We start from the raw sequence: 15,766 nt of genomic DNA, 5'->3' as shown, positions 1-15,766 counted from the left end.
GCCACCGGCCAAGGGTCGCAAGGAATGAATCCAAATAGGCTTCCTTCCCCTGTTTCGTTTATTGAGCTATCTGCTCTGAGCGCCCATGGCTGGCTCTCAATGGCACCGCATGTATCGGCGTCGCATCCCGTGATGTCATGGACGCTAGTTTTCGCCGTTCCGCTGCCGCCATATAGTCGCGAGCCAAAGGCACGGTTGCAACATCTTTCGTCAGCTGAATCTGCCAGTTCATGTGACCCCAGCGGCGGAAAGCAAGTTCCGATCCGACGAGATAGAACTCGAACATCCGGCAGAACCGTTCATCATAAACCGTCGTCAGGGCGGCACGATGCCGGTCAAAACGCTCGCGCCACAGCTCAAGCGTCCTGGCATAATGCAGGCGCAGGATTTCAATATCCGTTGCCCATAGGCCCGACTTCTCCACCACCGACATGACTTCCGACACTGCCGGCGAGTAACCGCCGGGGAAGATGTATTTGGCGATCCAGGGGTTGGTGCTACCCGGCCCGTCTGCCCGCCCGATCGCATGGATCACCGCCACACCGTCGTCGCGCAGAAGCGACTTCACCTTGTCGAAAAAGGTCTTGTAGTGATTGATGCCGACATGTTCGAACATGCCGACTGACACGATCCGGTCGACCTTGTGATCCCAGTTGCGGTAGTCAATCAGTTCGAAGGAGACGAGATCGCTCAAACCCTCCTCGAAGGCCCGTCGACGAGCCACGGAAAGCTGTTCCTGGGAAAGGGTCAGCCCCGTTACGCGGGCGCCGTATTCCCTTGCCAGGAACAGGGCCATGCCGCCCCAACCGCAACCTATATCCAGAACCTCAAGACCCGGCCGGTCCAGCATCAGCTTGGAGGCGATGTGAACCTTTTTCTTCAGCTGGGCGTCTTCCAGCGTCGCGTCCCCGTCGGGGAAATAGGCGCAGGAATATTGCCGATCATGATCGAGCATGACCGAATAGAGGCGATCGTCGAGGTCGTAATGGTGGGCGACATTGCGCCTGGAGCGCCCGGTCGTGTTGAACTGGTCGAGATTGCGACGCAGCCGGCGGACCTTCTCCATCAGCTTGTCGAAGGGATGGCTGCCGCCCTCCATCGAGTTCATGGCGAGGAAATCGAGCGTGCCGAAGAGGTCGCCGTCTCCGAACTCGATTTCTCCGTCCATATAGGCCTCGCCGAGCGCAAGCGCCGGGTTTCTTGCCAGCCGGCGCTGGGCCAATGTGCTCCGGATTGCAAGAGAGGCACGCGGCTCCTCTCCCGTGCCGAAGGCTTTCACCGATCCATCGGGAAAGGTCACGGTCAACGGTCCGATCTTGACCAGGCGTTCAAGTGCAGCTTCAAGGATCATGTCAGCGCTCTAGGAAGTTCGACAGCGTCAAGTCGACCAGTTCGTCGCCGCGACCGTTCATCACCGTCTTCAGGGCCCAGAGACTGAAGCCCTTCACTTGTTCCGCCTTGATCTGCGGCGGCATGGACAGTTCCTGGGTATTGGTGACGACGTCGAGCAGCGCCGGTCCATCATGCGCCAGGATGTCCTTGATCGCCCCTTCAAGCTCCGAAGGATCCTCGACCCGAAGCGCATGGACTCCGACCGACCGGGCGAAATCGGCAAAGTTCGGGTTCTTCAGCGTGGTCCCCGTTTCAAGGAAGCCGGACGCCTTCATTTCCATGGCCACGAAGCCGAGGGTCGAGTTGTTGAAGATGATGACCTTGACCGGCAGATCCTGCTGCACCAGTGTCAGGAAATCGCCCATCAGCATGGAGAAGCCGCCATCGCCGGACAGGCTAATGATCTGACGGCCGGGATAAGCGGACTGCGCGCCGATTGCCTGCGGCATGGCGTTGGCCATGGAACCGTGGGCGAGAGAACCGATGATCCGGCGCTTGCCGTTCATCTTCAGATAGCGCGCGGCCCAGATGGTTGGCGTGCCGACGTCGAAGGTGAAGACGGCGTCTTCGCTTGCATGGTCGCTGACGAGCTTGGCCAGATATTGCGGATGGATCGTCCGACCCGCCTTGCCGGTGGCCAGCTCATCGAGTCCGGCCCGCGCCTTCACATACCGCTTCTTGCAGAAGTCGAGATACGACGTGTTCGGGTTGGCCTCGACCAACGGAAGAACGGCCTCGATCGTCGACTTGACGTCGCCGACAAGGGCGAGGTCGAGGGGGACACGGCGCCCGAGATTTTCCGGACGCAGATCAACCTGGACGACCTTGGCATGTGAGGGGAAGAACTGACGATAGGGAAAGTCGGTACCCAGCATGACGAGCGTATCGCAATCCTGCATCGCGGCGTAGCCGGAAGAAAAGCCGATAAGGCCGGTCATGCCGACATCAAAGGGATTGTCCCATTCGACATGTTCCTTGCCGCCAAGTGCATGGACGATCGGAGCCTTAAGTTTCTCGGCCAGCTTCAGCAGCTCGGCATGGGCGCCCTGGCAACCGCGGCCGCAAAACAGCGTCGTCTTGGAGCTGCTGTTGAGAATGTCGGCAAACTGGACGATCTCGCTGGGCTGGGGCGTGACTGTCGGCTGCGGCAGAGCGAATGCCGCCGGTTGGGAGATCTTGCCCGTGAACTCGGACAGCGCCACATCGCCTGGAATGACGATCACCGCCACGCCACGCTTGCCGACGGCTGCGCGGATCGCCGATTCCAGAACACCGGGAAGCTGATCCGGGTGGCTCACCATCTCGCAGAAATGGCTGCACTCACGGAATAGCTGATCCGGATGGGTTTCCTGGAAATAGCCGCGTCCGACCTCCGCCGAAGGGATCTGAGCGGCGATGGCAAGCACCGGAACACGAGAACGGTGGCAATCGAAGAGACCATTGATGAGGTGCAGGTTGCCCGGTCCGCAGCTACCGGCGCAGACGGCAAGCTCGCCGGTCAGATGCGCTTCGGCGCCGGCGGCAAAGGCTGCGGTCTCTTCATGCCTTGTGTGGACCCATTCGATATCCTTGCGAACGCGCAGAGATTCGGTCAGCCCGTTCAGACTGTCGCCAACGACGCCATAGATGCGGCGCACGCCGGCGGCGTGAAGGATCTCGGTGATGACGTCTGCTGCTTTCTTGCTCATGGTACTCTCCTTGATGGATCGCTGACTGCGTCAGTTGCGAAGGCGAACAGCCTCAATGGCAGTGTTCAAAGCTGGAATTGGTTTGATTGAATGAAGCTGGCGGGCCTATTCGGTCAGTCCCGCCAGGGACATGATGAAGCGGAAGATCATGGCGAAGACGCCGAGACCGATCACCGACAGGCACCAGATGGCGACCAACCATCCGACCCGTTTGGCGGGACCGTGAGCGAGGCTCCGGAACGCCATCAGTGATACCCCTCACCCACAGCCTGCCTGCCGCGAAACACGTAATAGGACCAGGACGTGTAGACGAGGATGATTGGAATGATCAGCAGCGTTCCGACCAGCGCGAAGCCCATGCTTTCCGGCGTCGACGCTGCCGCCCAGATCGTGATCGAGGGCGGTATCACGTAGGGCCACATGCTGATTGCGAGGCCGGTGTAGCCAAGGAAGATCATGATCAGCGCGAGAATGAAGGGGGCAACATGGACCGCGCGGCTGCGCAGGACACGCAGATGAAGCCAGGTCACCCCCAAAACCAGAAGCGGCACAGGCGCAAAGAAAAAGAGGTTGGGGAAGCTCAGCCAGCGTGCCGCCACCTGCGGATGCATGATCGGGGTCCAGATGCTGACGATGATGATGGCCACGAGCAGGGCAATCGAGATCCATTGGGCCAGATCGCGCATGCGGCGCTGCAGGTCATCGGTCGTCTTCATGATGAGCCAGGTCGAGCCGAGAAGCGCATAGGCGACCATGAGGGCAAAGCCGGTGAAAATGCTGAATGGCGTGAAACAATCCAGCGCCGTGCCGGTGAATGTCGTACCGTCAAGCTCGAAACCGTTGATGAATGCGCCGAGCGCCACGCCCTGCGAGAAGGTCGCGACATAAGAACCACCGGCAAAGGCCTTATCCCAGAAAGGCTTGTGGCGATCGGCCGCTTTGAAGCGGAACTCGAAGGAAACGCCACGCCAGATCAGGCCGGCGAGCATGAACATCAGCGGCAAATAAAGCGCGCTGAGCAGGAAGCCGTAGGCAAGCGGAAAGGCCGCAAACATGGCGGCTCCGCCAAGAACAAGCCAAGTCTCGTTGCCGTCCCAGACCGGCGCCACGGTGTTGACCATGGCGTCCCGCTCCTGCCGATCGGACACGAACGGGAAGAGGATGCCGATCCCGAGATCGAAACCATCCATGATCACATACATCATAACACCGAAGGCGATGATGACAGCCCAGATGAGGGGAAGATCGATACCCATCTTAAACCTCCGTGGTTTCGCGCAGCGGCGTTGAATTGATATTGTCGGGAGCGGCGGAAAAAGGTCTTGCGGGTCTACGGACCTGACCATCCTGGGATGGCGCCATGCTGCCGCGGCCTTCTTCCGGACCTTGGCCAACCATCCTCAACATGAAGCCGATGCCTGTTCCAAAGAGGAGGAAATACATGACGATGAACATGACCAGCGTAACGCTGAGGGCCAGGACCGAATGGTTGGAGACCGCATCCTGAGTGCGCAGGATTCCGTAGACGACCCAGGGCTGACGCCCGACCTCGGTGGTGATCCAGCCGGCCAGCACCGCGATCAACCCAGTCGGCCCCATACAGAGGGCGAAGAGCAGGAAGAGCCGGGTTTCGAACAGCTTGCCGCGCCAACGCTGGTAAGCACCCCAGACGCCGAGCAGGAGCATCGCCATGCCAAGACCGACCATGATGCGGAAGGTGAAGAAGATGATCGTCGAGTTCGGGCGATCCTGAGGCGCGAATTCCTTCAAGCCGGGAATCTTGCCATGCAGGCTGTGGGTCAGGATCAAACTTCCAAGGAACGGGATCTCGATCGCGTATTTCGTCTCCTCGGCCTTCATGTCGGGAATACCGAAGGCGATCAGCGGGAGGCTGGTGGCGTTCGGATCATTCTCCCAATGCCCCTCGATCGCAGCGATCTTGGCGGGCTGGTGTTCGAGTGTGTTGAGGCCATGGGCGTCGCCGACGAACATCTGCACCGGCGCAACGAAAAGCAGCATCCAGAGCGCCATTGAAAACATCTTCCGGATCGCCGGCGTGGAGCGGCCCCGCAGCAGGTGCCATGCTGCAGCAGCAGCGACGAACAGTGCTGTCGAGAGGTAGGCTGCCAGCGTCATATGAGCCAGCCGAAAGGGGAAGGAAGGATTGAAGATCACCGCCAGCCAGTCGGTCGGCACGACCCTGCCATCGATGATCTCGAAACCCTGAGGGGTCTGCATCCAGCTGTTCGACGCCAGGATCCAGGTCGTGGAGATCAGCGTGCCGATGGCAACCATAGCCGTCGCGAACATATGCAGGCCGGGGCCGACTTTGTTCCAGCCGAAAAGCATGACGCCGAGAAAGCCCGCCTCAAGAAAGAAGGCCGTCAGCACTTCATAGGTGAGGAGCGGGCCTGTGACGCCGCCGGCGAATTGCGAAAAGCCGCTCCAGTTGGTGCCGAACTCATAAGCCATGACGAGGCCCGAGACGACGCCCATGCCGAAATTGACGGCGAAAATCTTCGACCAGAAGTGATAGAGCTCTACGTAAACCGGATTTCGACGGATCAGCCACAGTGCCTCAAGCACGGCCAGATAGCTGGCTAGGCCGATCGTGATGGCAGGGAAGATAATGTGGAACGAGACGGTGAAAGCGAATTGTAGTCGCGCAAGTTCCAATGCGCTGAAACCCAGCATCGAGGCTCTCCTTCGCGTGAATGGTTCGATGGCGAGCAATGCTTGCTCGATTGCGTGACACTCGTAGTCGGAGCGTCTGCCATGACATTCGCGGTTGGGAGACTTGGTCGCAACTAAACGTAGGTATAGATTGGGCTATGCATAGATATGCCAATGGATAGGGCGTTTTGTGTTGCAATATTCAAATTCGAAGTGCGTTTGAGCGACCGAGGCAAAGGCGAGCCGGCCTCATTGATAGCCATGGCAAAACGCCCGGTTCCCTTCTGGAAACCGGGCGCCTGCTCGCCACGCGCATCGGTAGGCTGTTATCGAGCGGCCGAGACGACGTTAGGTGTGACCTGTCCCTTCATGCCACCGAAATGACCGATCACATAATTCGCCAGCGCAGCAATCTCTGCATCGGAGTATCCTTTTGCGAATGCCGGCATCGCCGTCGTCGACGTTCCGCTTTGATCCACGGTCCCCTGCAGGATGACCCTGACAAGGTTTGAACCACTCGGGTCATTGACGGAATGAGAGCCGGACAAGGCTGCGCGGGCGATATTCTGGCCTGAGCCATCAAAGCCGTGGCAGCTGGCGCAGGTACCTTCGAATATTCGTTTGCCAACAGCGTTGCCGCCTTCGTCCGGTGTCCATGGTTTCGACGCTTGGGCAGCAGGGGCGACCGGGTTGACCGGCGGACCTTCGTAACTTGCTGGTTTCGCCGGAACGGTGCGCAGGTAGGTGACAATCGCCTGGATATCAGACTGTGGCAGCTTGCTCAGGCTCAAATCTATTGCCTGCCGCATCGGCCCGGCAGCCGGACCATGATCTGCCGCGTAGCCCCTCGACAGGTAGGCGGCGAGCGCCTCGTCCGACCATTTGCCGAGACCCGTCTCCTTGTCGGAGGTGATGTTCCAGGCCTTCCAGCCGTCAACGAGGCTGCCAGACAGGGCTTCGCCCTGCTCGCGCTGGAACATCAGGCCGCGCGGCGTGTGGCATTCGCCGCAATGTGCCAAAGCCTCGACGAGATAGGCGCCCTGGTTCCACTGCTCGCTCTTTGAGGTATCCTGCTCGAAAGGCCCCAAAGGCATGAAGAGCAGCTTCCACGACCGCAGCGTCCAGCGTTGATTGAACGGGAAGGCCAGCTCATTCTGAGGCGCCGAACCGGACACGGGCTTGAGCGTTTCGATATAGGCCTTGATGGCAAGGATGTCGTCGGTCGAGAGGAGTGCGTAGGATGTGTAGGGGAAGGCAGGGTAGAGATCTTCACCATGCCTACCGACACCTGAGCGAACCGCGCGGACGAACTCGGCATCCGACCAGGAGCCGACACCATCCTTCGTGTCGGGTGTGATGTTGGGCGAATAGATGGTTCCGAAGGGAAGCTTGAAGGCGAGCCCACCGGTGAAGGGTTTGCCTCCGGGGGCGGTGTGACAGGCTTCGCAGTCGGCAGCGGTGGTCAGATATTTCCCGCGTGCAATCAGTTCCGAACCATGCGGCTGAGAGGCACTTGCGGTCACCTGTGGCAGTCGATGCGGCCAGAAAAAGAAGGCGAGTGCCGCGAGCCCGACGACGACGACCAAGCCAGAAATGACGAAGAGGAATTTGGGCAAGTATCTCATTGTGCCACTCCCCGCTGACTGGTGATCGTCTTCGACTGGTAGCTGGCACCGGCGACCTCATCGCCATGCCCTTTCTCCATCAAGAGTTTGCGGTCGATCGGCAGCGAACGCAGCCGCACACCGGTCGCGGCGTAAATCGCATTGGTGAGCGCTGCCGGCGCCGAGACGGTCCCGACTTCACCAAGGCCGCCGGGGTTTTCGGTGCTGGGCATGACAAAGACCTGGAAAGGCGGCACCTCGTTCATGCGGATCTGCCGGTAGTCATGAAAATTGCTTTCCTGAACGCGGCCATCCTTGAAGGTCACCCCGTTGTGGAGCGCCGCCGACAGGCCAAACAGCGTGCCACCGGTCATCTGGGCAACGACGCCGTCCGGATTGATCGGCTGACCGCAATCGACGGCGATCGTCCCGTTCCTGAGATAGACCTCGCCGTAGCGATCGACTTCAACTTCCATCACCAGGGCAGCGAACGTTCCGAAACTGTGGTGCAAGGAAACCCCGCGGCCGCGCCGAGCCGAAAGCTTTCCCCCCCAGCCAGAGGCGTCGGCGACCTTCTTCAGCACCGCAATGGCACGCGGGTTGTTCTGCAGCATGGCAAGCCGATATTCGATCGGATCCTTGCCCGCCGCCAGCGCGAGCTCATCGATGAAGCTTTCGATGACGAAGACGTTGTGACCCTCACCCACGCCGCGCCACCAGTTCAACGAAACCGGACTGTCCTGACGAACCCATTCCCACTTCCCGTTCGGGATTGCATAGGGCATGTCGACCGACCCTCCGAGCGTATCGGGATCGAGCTTGCCTTCCGGCCAGGGCTTTCGATCGTAATAGGTTCTGACGGTCGAGCCGGTCGTGCGATGATGGAACGCAGAAGGAAGGCGCGTTTTCGGATCAAGCGTTGCCGTGACCCTGTCGAAATAGGCGGGCCGGAAATAGTCGTGCATGATATCCTGCTCGCGGGTCCAGATGATCTTCACTGGATAATTTGCGAGTTTGCCGAACCGGGCTGCCTGCTGGATCGTGTCGACGGCAAGACGGCGACCGAAGCCGCCGCCGATCAGATGCGGATGCACCGTCACCTTTTCGATCGGTAATCCGAGGATCTCCGCGGCAACGACCCTGGCGATTTCGGGCACCTGGGTGCTCACCCAGATGTCGCAGCGATCTCCTTGCATGTGAATGGTCGTGTTGATCGGCTCCAGAGCAGCATGTGCCAGGTAGGGAAGCTCATAGGTGGATTCGATCCGAACGCCTGAAGCAAGGGCGATGTCGGGATCTCCGACCACCTTGCCGACGATCGGCGTGGCCTTGGCATTGCGCAACCCGTCCCACAAATCATCGGAGGACATATCCGCGTTCGGTCCCAGGTCCCATTCGACCGCGAGCAGATCAAGGCCCTTCCTGGCGGCCCAATAGGTCTCGCCGACAACCGCAACGGCGTCTTCGATCCGCAGAATATCAACAACGCCTGGCGAGGCCCGCGACGCAGTATCGTCAACGGATTTCACCTTCCCGCCAATGGTGGGACAGATCGTGATCGCGGCGTAACGCATACCCTCGACCATGACATCGATGCCGAACTTTGCCGCACCGGTGACTTTCTCCGGTGTATCGACCCGCTTCAGCGGTTTGCCGATCAGCTTGAACTCGCCCGGATTCTTCAGCTGAACATCCTTAGGGACGGGCTGCGAACGGGCGGCTTCGGCAACCGAAGCATAAGAGGCTGCCCGCCTCGTCGGGTTATGGGTGATGACCGCTCTTGCTGCGCTGCATTCGGCGGCCGGAACCTGCCAGAGACCTGCGGCAGCATTGACGAGCATGGTGCGCGCGGCGGCGCCCGCTTGTCTCAAAGGCAGGTAGAATGCCCGCACGGAGGTCGATCCGCCGGTAATCTGGCCTTTCAGAATAGACTGATTGTACGCGGTCGGATCGGCCGGTGCGAGAGCGACTTCCACCTGATCCAACCCGACTTCCAGTTCTTCGGCAAGCAGCATCGCTTCGGTTGTTGCAATCCCCTGGCCCATTTCCGCGCTCGGGACGACAAGAACGATCTGCCCGTCCGTGCCGATGCGTATGAACCCATCCGGTACGAAACCATCGAACCCGGTTGCCGCAGCATCGAGAGCACCCGCGCGACCGAGGCCTGTTGTGGGTACAAGCGCGCGCGCAGAGTTGGCGAAGGCGAAACCTATGACCAGCGCACTGCCAGCGAGAAACTTCCGGCGACCGAGAGTCGGGAGACGATTGTCGTCGAGCAATCCAAAGAGCCCCATATCAAGCCTCCTTGATCGCGTCGCGGATGCGCGGATAGGTGCAGCAACGACAGATATTGCCTGACATGGCCGCATCGATTGCCGCATCATCCGGCTTCGGGTCGCGCGCAAGCAGCGCCGATGCTGCCATGATCTGACCGCACTGACAGTATCCGCATTGCACGACTTCGAGTGAAAGCCATGCTTTCTGGATTCTGCGCCCCTCCTCGGTCTCGCCAATCCCTTCGATTGTCGTAATCGCGCCGTCCAGCTCGCCGATCGGCAGCACGCAGGACCTGACCGGTTTGCCGTCGACCTGCACCGTGCAGGCACCGCATTGGCCGATACCGCAGCCAAATTTTGTTCCGGTCATGCCAAGAAGATCTCGCAGGGCCCATAGAAGCGGCATGTCCGGAGGGCCGTCGAGTTGAACGGCCCTGCCGTTCACGGTTGCAGATATCGCCATGAGGGGGAGCTTTCGATGTTCGTATCGGATGTCTGATACGGAAATGAGCGGTGAATGACCGCATTATTTTAGAATGAATACAGTCTCGAAGAACTGAGACCTAAGCGTAGCGCCCCTATACCAAGGTGTAGGTGCCAACCCGGCTCTGCCGCGAGGCGGCGGGGCATCCGCGATCGCGGCGACTTGCAGGATACGATGCGGCGGAGATCATCTCCGCCGCATCGCTTTGGTCATTCAGGAGCCCGCCTGCTCAACTGAAGACCGACGGCAACCGCGCTGGCTGCGCAGGCGACGAGCGTCGCGGCCGTCCAACCGGAATGATTATAGGCAGCCGTGCCGATCGCCGAACCTGCAGCACCACCAAGGAACATCGAACCCATGAAGACGGTGTTGAGCCTTGCGCGAGCCTCGGGACGCAGAGAATAAACAATCGACTGGTTCGAAACCATCGCCGACTGGATGCCGAAGTCGAGGGTTATGACGCCGATGACGAGAGCAGTGATGGTAGGCGAAGCCGCAAACAGAACCCAGGACAGAAGGCAGATGATCGCCCCGAGCTTCACGACGATGGCAGGGCCGCGTCGGTCGGAGATCTTGCCTGCCAGCGGCGCCGCGATCACACCAACCGCTCCGACGATACCGAACAGGCCAGCCATGCCGGCCCCCATTCCAAACTGCGGTTCAGCCAGACGGAAGGGCAAAACAGTCCAGAAGGCGGAGAACCCTGCGAACAACAGCGCCTGAGTGAAAGCCGCCCGACGCAATTCCGGCAACTCCTTCCAAAGCGTGCGGATCGATGCGAGAAGCGCCGGATAGCGAAGCTGGCTCGATGGCGCCGCTGACGGCAGAACCGCCCACATGCCGATGGCACCGAGGATCGCCACCGGCACGGCGATCATATACATCTCGCGCCAGCCGAGGCCGCCGCCGATATAGCCGGCAACGGTTCGGCTCAACAGGATCCCACCCAGCAATCCGGACATCAGCGTGCCAACCGTTGCGCCGCGCCGATCGGGAGAAGCGAGATGAGCAGCAAACGGGATAATCTGCTGTGCCACCGTCGCCGTAAAACCGACGAACACGGAAGCGATCAGCACAGTTGCCGTGCCCGAAGCGAATGCAAGCGCCAGCAGTGCGACCGCGAGAACAGCAAACTGCCCGACGATCAGACGCTTACGCTCAACAATGTCGCCGAGCGGAACCAGTAAAAAGAGGCCGGCGGCGTATCCGAGCTGGGTGACGGGAGACACGAGGCTGGCAGCGCCAGGAAACTCGTGCGCCATGATCTTCAGCATCGGTTGGTTGTAATAGATGTTCGCGACAGCGACGCCTGTGGCAAGTGCCATCGCGAAAGTCAGCGGTGTCGTCATTCTCGGGGCAACCGCTGTGGATTGAGTGGTGAAAGCCATCTCTGACCTCCTTTCGTGGAAGAATGGAAAGTCTTATCTTCCGAACGACCTTGTTCCTCAATCGACGATGTTGCACAGTCACGGTACGGTTTTGAACGGGGTGAAGATGGACTGGAGTGACGTTCGTATTTTCCTGGCAGTCGCGCGTAGTGGCACGCTCGGTGCCGCCGGCAGGCTTTTGAAGATCAGCCACCCCACGGTCAGTCGCCGGCTGCAGGCGCTTGAAGAGGCTACTGGTCAAACACTTTTTCAACGCACCGCCGACGGCTATGTCCTTACAGAGGAAGGTGCTGCGGTATTGACCATGGCGGAGCACATGGAAGAATCGGCGCTTGCGATGGAGCGCAGGCTTGCCGGTGACGTCCAGAAGCTTGAAGGGACGCTACGCATCTCTTCTCCCGACTGGTTCGGCGCCTGGGTGCTACCACCGGTCATGGCGAGATTTTCGAAGGCCCATCCTGATGTCGATATCGAAGTCCTGACCGGAACCCGCCTCTTCAGCCTGGCGCAGCGAGAAGCCGACGTCGCCTTCCGAATTCTGCCCTTCGCGGAAGCCGATATTGTCCAGCGGCGGCTGATACAGATGCCGTATGGCGTTTACATCAACAGGGACCTCGACACGCCTGAACCTGGAAAAGGCGAAGGGTTCTCCCTTGTAACAATGGACACGTCGCTCGGCGCCTTCCCCGATATCGATTGGCTGAAGCAGAAGCTGCCGGGTGCGAAAGTGGCTCTGAAATCGAACAATCGGAACGTCCAGGCGCAAATGAGTTGTGCCGGTGTCGGAATAGTGGTCTTGCCCCGTCCGGTCGGCGACCAGCAATCGCGACTGAAGCGGGTCGATCTCGGTGAGGACCCTCCCCTAAGAGAGATCTGGATGGGCTATCATCGTGACGTGAGGCGATCAGCACGTCTACGTGCCTTTGTAGACATGGCCGTGAGCATGTTGGCAAACTGACAGCCCGAAACTGCTGCAGCGCCCTCGGTTAAGAATGCTGGCTGGCCCTCATCCAGGCCGCATTTTGCAGCGGCTCGTGATTACGGCCACGTTTAACCTCCTGCCACCGATCTGTGATTTTGAACAATACGGCGTTCAAGTCGGCTCAATTTGAATAGTCTCGCCCTAAAAGGGGGCCTGCAGCGATCCCAAGTTGACGAGCATGCGCGTCAACGGCTTTGATGCCCGCTGCACGAACATTTAGACACGGTGTTGGGTATGGTCGACGCATTTTCTGGCTTGGGAGTAGAACCAATGGGCGGACTCCGAAGGACAGATGGGAGCATCGTCGCACTGCTGGATGCGGCCGTCCAGTTTTCCGGTGCTGCCAGAGGGCTTCTACTTTGCCCAGGCGATAAAGGCTTGTTCATTCATACGTCTGTGGGCGGCAGCAACGAGGCGCCTTTCATCGGAATACCTTCGTCCATGCCCATGCCACATCAAACCAAGGCAGCTATGGAGGCTACCTCACTGGGCGCGAGCGTCGTGTGCGCTCATCAGGGTGAGGCGCCCGCAGTCGCGACAGCTTGTCTCGCTGTTCCGATGGGCCAGACAAGTCTTGTTTCATCGATACTCTATCTGGAAATGGCCGACGATGTGAACGGGTTCTCCGCATCCACCGTTCAGGCTATCGAGCTTTACGCGTCAGCTTTTGAGCAGGTTTTGAGATTGCAGGAAGCTGCCGTTGGATCGGCGCAGGTCGCCCGTAGCCTTCCCGAAACAGGCTCGGCCGTCCGGACTATTCCCTATCCGATGTTTGAAAACATTAATCCAATCACGTTGGCTGGCGTTGCGGAAACAATCGCGCACAAAATCAACGATTCGCTTTCCGCGGTGGTCGCCCATGCCAGTGCCGGCCTGCATTGGCTCAACCAAGACCCACCGAAAGTCGAGAAGGCTCGGCGGTCGTTGCGCAAGATCGCAGCATCGACTTTCTCGGTCGGAAGCGTCATGGGGAGTTATCGCTCTGCCACAGGATCCGGCGGATCCGCGTTAGAATTGATTGATGTCAGCTCATGTGTACAGGCCGCACTCGAAATTCTTGCCGACGACCTGATTGAGGCGGATGTCAAGAGTGAATGCGATTTTTCACAAGGAGCCGCCGTCTTGGCTGAAGCTAAGCAGATCGAACAAGCTATCACCACTCTGGTCAGCGTCGCCCTGGACTCCATGAAGAAGGTTCAAGGGCCACGCCGATTGAACATCTCAAGCACGATGCTTGACAATGAACTGGTCATTTCGCTCTCTGATAGTGGCCAATCCATTCCGCTTGAGGCACGGGACGCGATCTTTGACCCGTCCTATTCCTCGAAGCAGGGCGGCCGTGGCATCAAGCTCGCGATCGCACGTACCATCGCTCAGCTTCATGGCGGAAACCTCGAAATCGCCCGGTCTGACGATCGAGGAACCACGATGCTCTTCAAATTGCCGCTAAGGCCAGACCGCTCGCCAGGATACTTTTAACGCTTGTCGATCCGTGGCACATGCTGAAAATATGTGACACAGACTTTGAATTGCTACTTGCCGCAGCGCGGATGGAGAGGCTCGATTGTCGAAAGACCACACGTCAGACAACCGCAACATGGAATATCTACGGGTACTGCGGACACCGCATATCGTTGCGTCGTCTTTAACGGGTGGGCTACTTTCAGCATCCAGGATCAAGCGGGATACGCCAGGTCACGGCATGACCGACGATCACGTACTGGAAGACGCGTTCATGCTTTCTCTCCAGAAGCGCGACTACCAGGGTGCGATGTGGGTCGACGGGAAAAAGGTCGATTTTCGCGGGAGCAGGCAGGGAAATTTCACTCTTTACGATTACTCGAGAGTTTGGCGAGCGGACCTGCAGTCACCGTTTGATTGCACGAACTTCTACATCTCCAGACGAGCACTGTACTCTTTGGAGGAGGAGATCGGCACCAAGCCACTTGAAGGGTTCAACGTTGCGCCGGGGGCAGATATCGACGACCCGGTCGTCCATAACATCGTCAACGCATTGATCCCGATATTCGACGGACGCTTTGACACCAACCAGCTGCTCTTGGATTATGTCGGCACCGGTCTTCTGGTCCACCTTGCATCGACTTACGGCAGTATTCACCGCCAATCACATATCCGTCGCGGCGGGCTAACTCCGATGCAGCTCAACCGCGCGACCGCGCTACTCGATGGCAACCTGCATGGTCGGCTGAATCTGTCCGATATTGCGCGAGAATCCGGCCTCTCATCCTCCTATTTCGCGCGAGCGTTCAAGGTCTCCACCGGCGGAACACCACATCGGTGGCTTGCTCAGCGGCGGCTGGACAAGGCGTCAGATCTGCTGAGAAATTCCTCGCTAACCTTGAAGGAAATCGCGATCGCCTGCGGTTTTTCCGATCAGGCGCATTTTTCCAGGACTTTCAGTAAGGCCAAAGGGATGCCGCCCGCCGCCTGGCGACGCAACATCATCCTCACGCCTTCCTTTAGCATGCATCAGGTCTCTCCGAAATTCCGCCCTGACTGACGGTCGGTTCTTGACCGTCCGCGTACCACGCCCGTGATCAACGCCGATGGGATATGCGGCGTGCAGACCATGCACCCCTGTGCGACAACGGCGACGCAACAACTCGACAATGGCGAGAGCCAAAGTAAGCACCTGCTTTGCCTTTGCTTTTTACGCAAAACGGTTTCGACCAAATAATGGCTTATTGCCCGACTGGTTTCGCTGCAGTTGTCATCGTCTCGAATATGACGATCAACCGAAATAAGGCAGCGCAAGGCAAATGTCGGAAATTAACCGTGGCGGATTGACGCCACTGCGACTTAGCCGTGCCATCGCCCTTCTCGAAAGCAGCGTGACCAACCGCATGAGCCTGTCGCAGATCGCAATCGAGTGCGGCCTATCCTCGACATATTTTGCCAGGGCATTCAAAGTTTCCACCGGGCTTTCTCCCTACAGGTGGCTTGCCCAGCACCGGATAGAGAAAGCATCGCAAACTCTGACAAGCACGCTGCTTCCGCTCAGCGAAATCGCTGCACAATGCGGCTTTGCAGATCAAGCACACTTCGCCCGGGTGTTTCGAAATACCAAAGGCGTTCCCCCCTCCATCTGGCGAAGGGATAGGGGATCAACCCAGCCGGTCGACGGCACGATCGCAATCGGGACATCGGTCGAGGCGGCTCCGTTGGGCGCGTTGCGGAAGTCCGCCTGATCGCAAGCTGCAACTATTTGCCCCCTACCGACGGTCACTGAACCTATTCATGCGTATAGTGTCCGGCCTC

The 15,766-nt window shown here is 59.1% G+C and carries 13 protein-coding genes; 4 read left to right on the top strand and 9 right to left on the bottom strand.

Going from position 1 to position 15,766, the window contains the following annotated elements; genetic code table 11:
- Positions 1–58: 58 nt before the first annotated feature.
- The 9 genes from AB8B29_RS30785 to AB8B29_RS30745 all read right to left on the bottom strand — a co-directional run bounded on the left by AB8B29_RS30785 (position 59) and on the right by AB8B29_RS30745 (position 11,505).
- Entirely contained in the window at positions 59–1,351 is a 1,293-nt protein-coding gene (locus tag AB8B29_RS30785; protein WP_037198645.1) for an SAM-dependent methyltransferase, read from the bottom strand.
- A 1-nt stretch (position 1,352) separates the two neighbouring features.
- A complete protein-coding gene (gene poxB, locus AB8B29_RS30780) occupies positions 1,353–3,080 on the bottom strand; it encodes a ubiquinone-dependent pyruvate dehydrogenase (protein WP_037198646.1) in 1,728 nt (575 codons plus the stop codon).
- Positions 3,081–3,185: 105 nt separating this feature from the next.
- Positions 3,186–3,326, bottom strand: coding sequence for a DUF2474 domain-containing protein (locus AB8B29_RS30775; protein WP_080760542.1), 141 nt, complete (start codon positions 3,324–3,326; stop codon positions 3,186–3,188).
- Positions 3,326–4,336 (bottom strand): cytochrome d ubiquinol oxidase subunit II, encoded by a 1,011-nt coding sequence (cydB, locus tag AB8B29_RS30770; protein WP_113134667.1) that lies wholly within the window; start codon positions 4,334–4,336, stop codon positions 3,326–3,328. Before cydB ends, AB8B29_RS30775 begins: the two co-directional genes overlap by 1 nt.
- Before the next feature lies 1 nt (position 4,337).
- Complete coding sequence (locus tag AB8B29_RS30765) at positions 4,338–5,774, bottom strand: cytochrome ubiquinol oxidase subunit I (RefSeq protein ID WP_037198650.1); 1,437 nt, start codon at positions 5,772–5,774, stop codon at positions 4,338–4,340.
- Positions 5,775–6,079: 305 nt separating this feature from the next.
- Positions 6,080–7,378 (bottom strand): c-type cytochrome, encoded by a 1,299-nt coding sequence (locus tag AB8B29_RS30760; RefSeq protein WP_439006979.1) that lies wholly within the window; start codon positions 7,376–7,378, stop codon positions 6,080–6,082.
- Complete coding sequence (locus AB8B29_RS30755) at positions 7,375–9,651, bottom strand: xanthine dehydrogenase family protein molybdopterin-binding subunit (protein ID WP_037198654.1); 2,277 nt, start codon at positions 9,649–9,651, stop codon at positions 7,375–7,377. Before AB8B29_RS30755 ends, AB8B29_RS30760 begins: the two co-directional genes overlap by 4 nt.
- A 1-nt stretch (position 9,652) precedes the next feature.
- Positions 9,653–10,096: a (2Fe-2S)-binding protein gene (locus tag AB8B29_RS30750; protein ID WP_037198656.1), complete on the bottom strand. Its 444-nt coding sequence runs from the start codon at positions 10,094–10,096 to the stop codon at positions 9,653–9,655.
- Positions 10,097–10,326: 230 nt separating this feature from the next.
- Positions 10,327–11,505: an MFS transporter gene (locus AB8B29_RS30745; protein WP_037198658.1), complete on the bottom strand. Its 1,179-nt coding sequence runs from the start codon at positions 11,503–11,505 to the stop codon at positions 10,327–10,329.
- A 106-nt stretch (positions 11,506–11,611) separates the two neighbouring features.
- On the opposite strand from AB8B29_RS30745, the gene AB8B29_RS30740 reads away from it, so the two are divergent.
- From AB8B29_RS30740 to AB8B29_RS30725, 4 genes are all read left to right on the top strand, one after another.
- Positions 11,612–12,463, top strand: coding sequence for a LysR family transcriptional regulator (locus AB8B29_RS30740; protein WP_037198737.1), 852 nt, complete (start codon positions 11,612–11,614; stop codon positions 12,461–12,463).
- Positions 12,464–12,757: 294 nt separating this feature from the next.
- Positions 12,758–13,966: a sensor histidine kinase gene (locus AB8B29_RS30735; RefSeq protein WP_037198659.1), complete on the top strand. Its 1,209-nt coding sequence runs from the start codon at positions 12,758–12,760 to the stop codon at positions 13,964–13,966.
- A gap of 85 nt (positions 13,967–14,051) precedes the next feature.
- Complete coding sequence (locus tag AB8B29_RS30730; protein WP_439006978.1) at positions 14,052–15,008, top strand: helix-turn-helix domain-containing protein; 957 nt, start codon at positions 14,052–14,054, stop codon at positions 15,006–15,008.
- A gap of 259 nt (positions 15,009–15,267) precedes the next feature.
- Complete coding sequence (locus tag AB8B29_RS30725) at positions 15,268–15,696, top strand: helix-turn-helix domain-containing protein (RefSeq protein ID WP_051963879.1); 429 nt, start codon at positions 15,268–15,270, stop codon at positions 15,694–15,696.
- The last annotated feature ends 70 nt before the right edge of the window (positions 15,697–15,766 follow it).

The organism is Rhizobium sp. 11_C7_N12_5 (genome assembly GCF_051811145.1).
Taxonomy (GTDB): domain Bacteria; phylum Pseudomonadota; class Alphaproteobacteria; order Rhizobiales; family Rhizobiaceae; genus Rhizobium; species Rhizobium lusitanum.
This window is presented reverse-complemented; position numbering and strand designations above follow the sequence as displayed.

Bases quoted from the DNA above. Each gene is read 5' to 3' on its own strand.
- AB8B29_RS30785 (WP_037198645.1), bottom strand. From the start codon at position 1,351: ATGATCCTTGAAGCTGCACTTGAACGCCTGGTCAAGATCGGACCGTTG.
- poxB (WP_037198646.1), bottom strand. From the start codon at position 3,080: ATGAGCAAGAAAGCAGCAGACGTCATCACCGAGATCCTTCACGCCGCC.
- AB8B29_RS30775 (WP_080760542.1), bottom strand. From the start codon at position 3,326: ATGGCGTTCCGGAGCCTCGCTCACGGTCCCGCCAAACGGGTCGGATGG.
- cydB (WP_113134667.1), bottom strand. From the start codon at position 4,336: ATGGGTATCGATCTTCCCCTCATCTGGGCTGTCATCATCGCCTTCGGT.
- AB8B29_RS30765 (WP_037198650.1), bottom strand. From the start codon at position 5,774: ATGCTGGGTTTCAGCGCATTGGAACTTGCGCGACTACAATTCGCTTTC.
- AB8B29_RS30760 (WP_439006979.1), bottom strand. From the start codon at position 7,378: ATGAGATACTTGCCCAAATTCCTCTTCGTCATTTCTGGCTTGGTCGTC.
- AB8B29_RS30755 (WP_037198654.1), bottom strand. From the start codon at position 9,651: ATGGGGCTCTTTGGATTGCTCGACGACAATCGTCTCCCGACTCTCGGT.
- AB8B29_RS30750 (WP_037198656.1), bottom strand. From the start codon at position 10,096: ATGGCGATATCTGCAACCGTGAACGGCAGGGCCGTTCAACTCGACGGC.
- AB8B29_RS30745 (WP_037198658.1), bottom strand. From the start codon at position 11,505: ATGGCTTTCACCACTCAATCCACAGCGGTTGCCCCGAGAATGACGACA.
- AB8B29_RS30740 (WP_037198737.1), top strand. From the start codon at position 11,612: ATGGACTGGAGTGACGTTCGTATTTTCCTGGCAGTCGCGCGTAGTGGC.
- AB8B29_RS30735 (WP_037198659.1), top strand. From the start codon at position 12,758: ATGGGCGGACTCCGAAGGACAGATGGGAGCATCGTCGCACTGCTGGAT.
- AB8B29_RS30725 (WP_051963879.1), top strand. From the start codon at position 15,268: ATGTCGGAAATTAACCGTGGCGGATTGACGCCACTGCGACTTAGCCGT.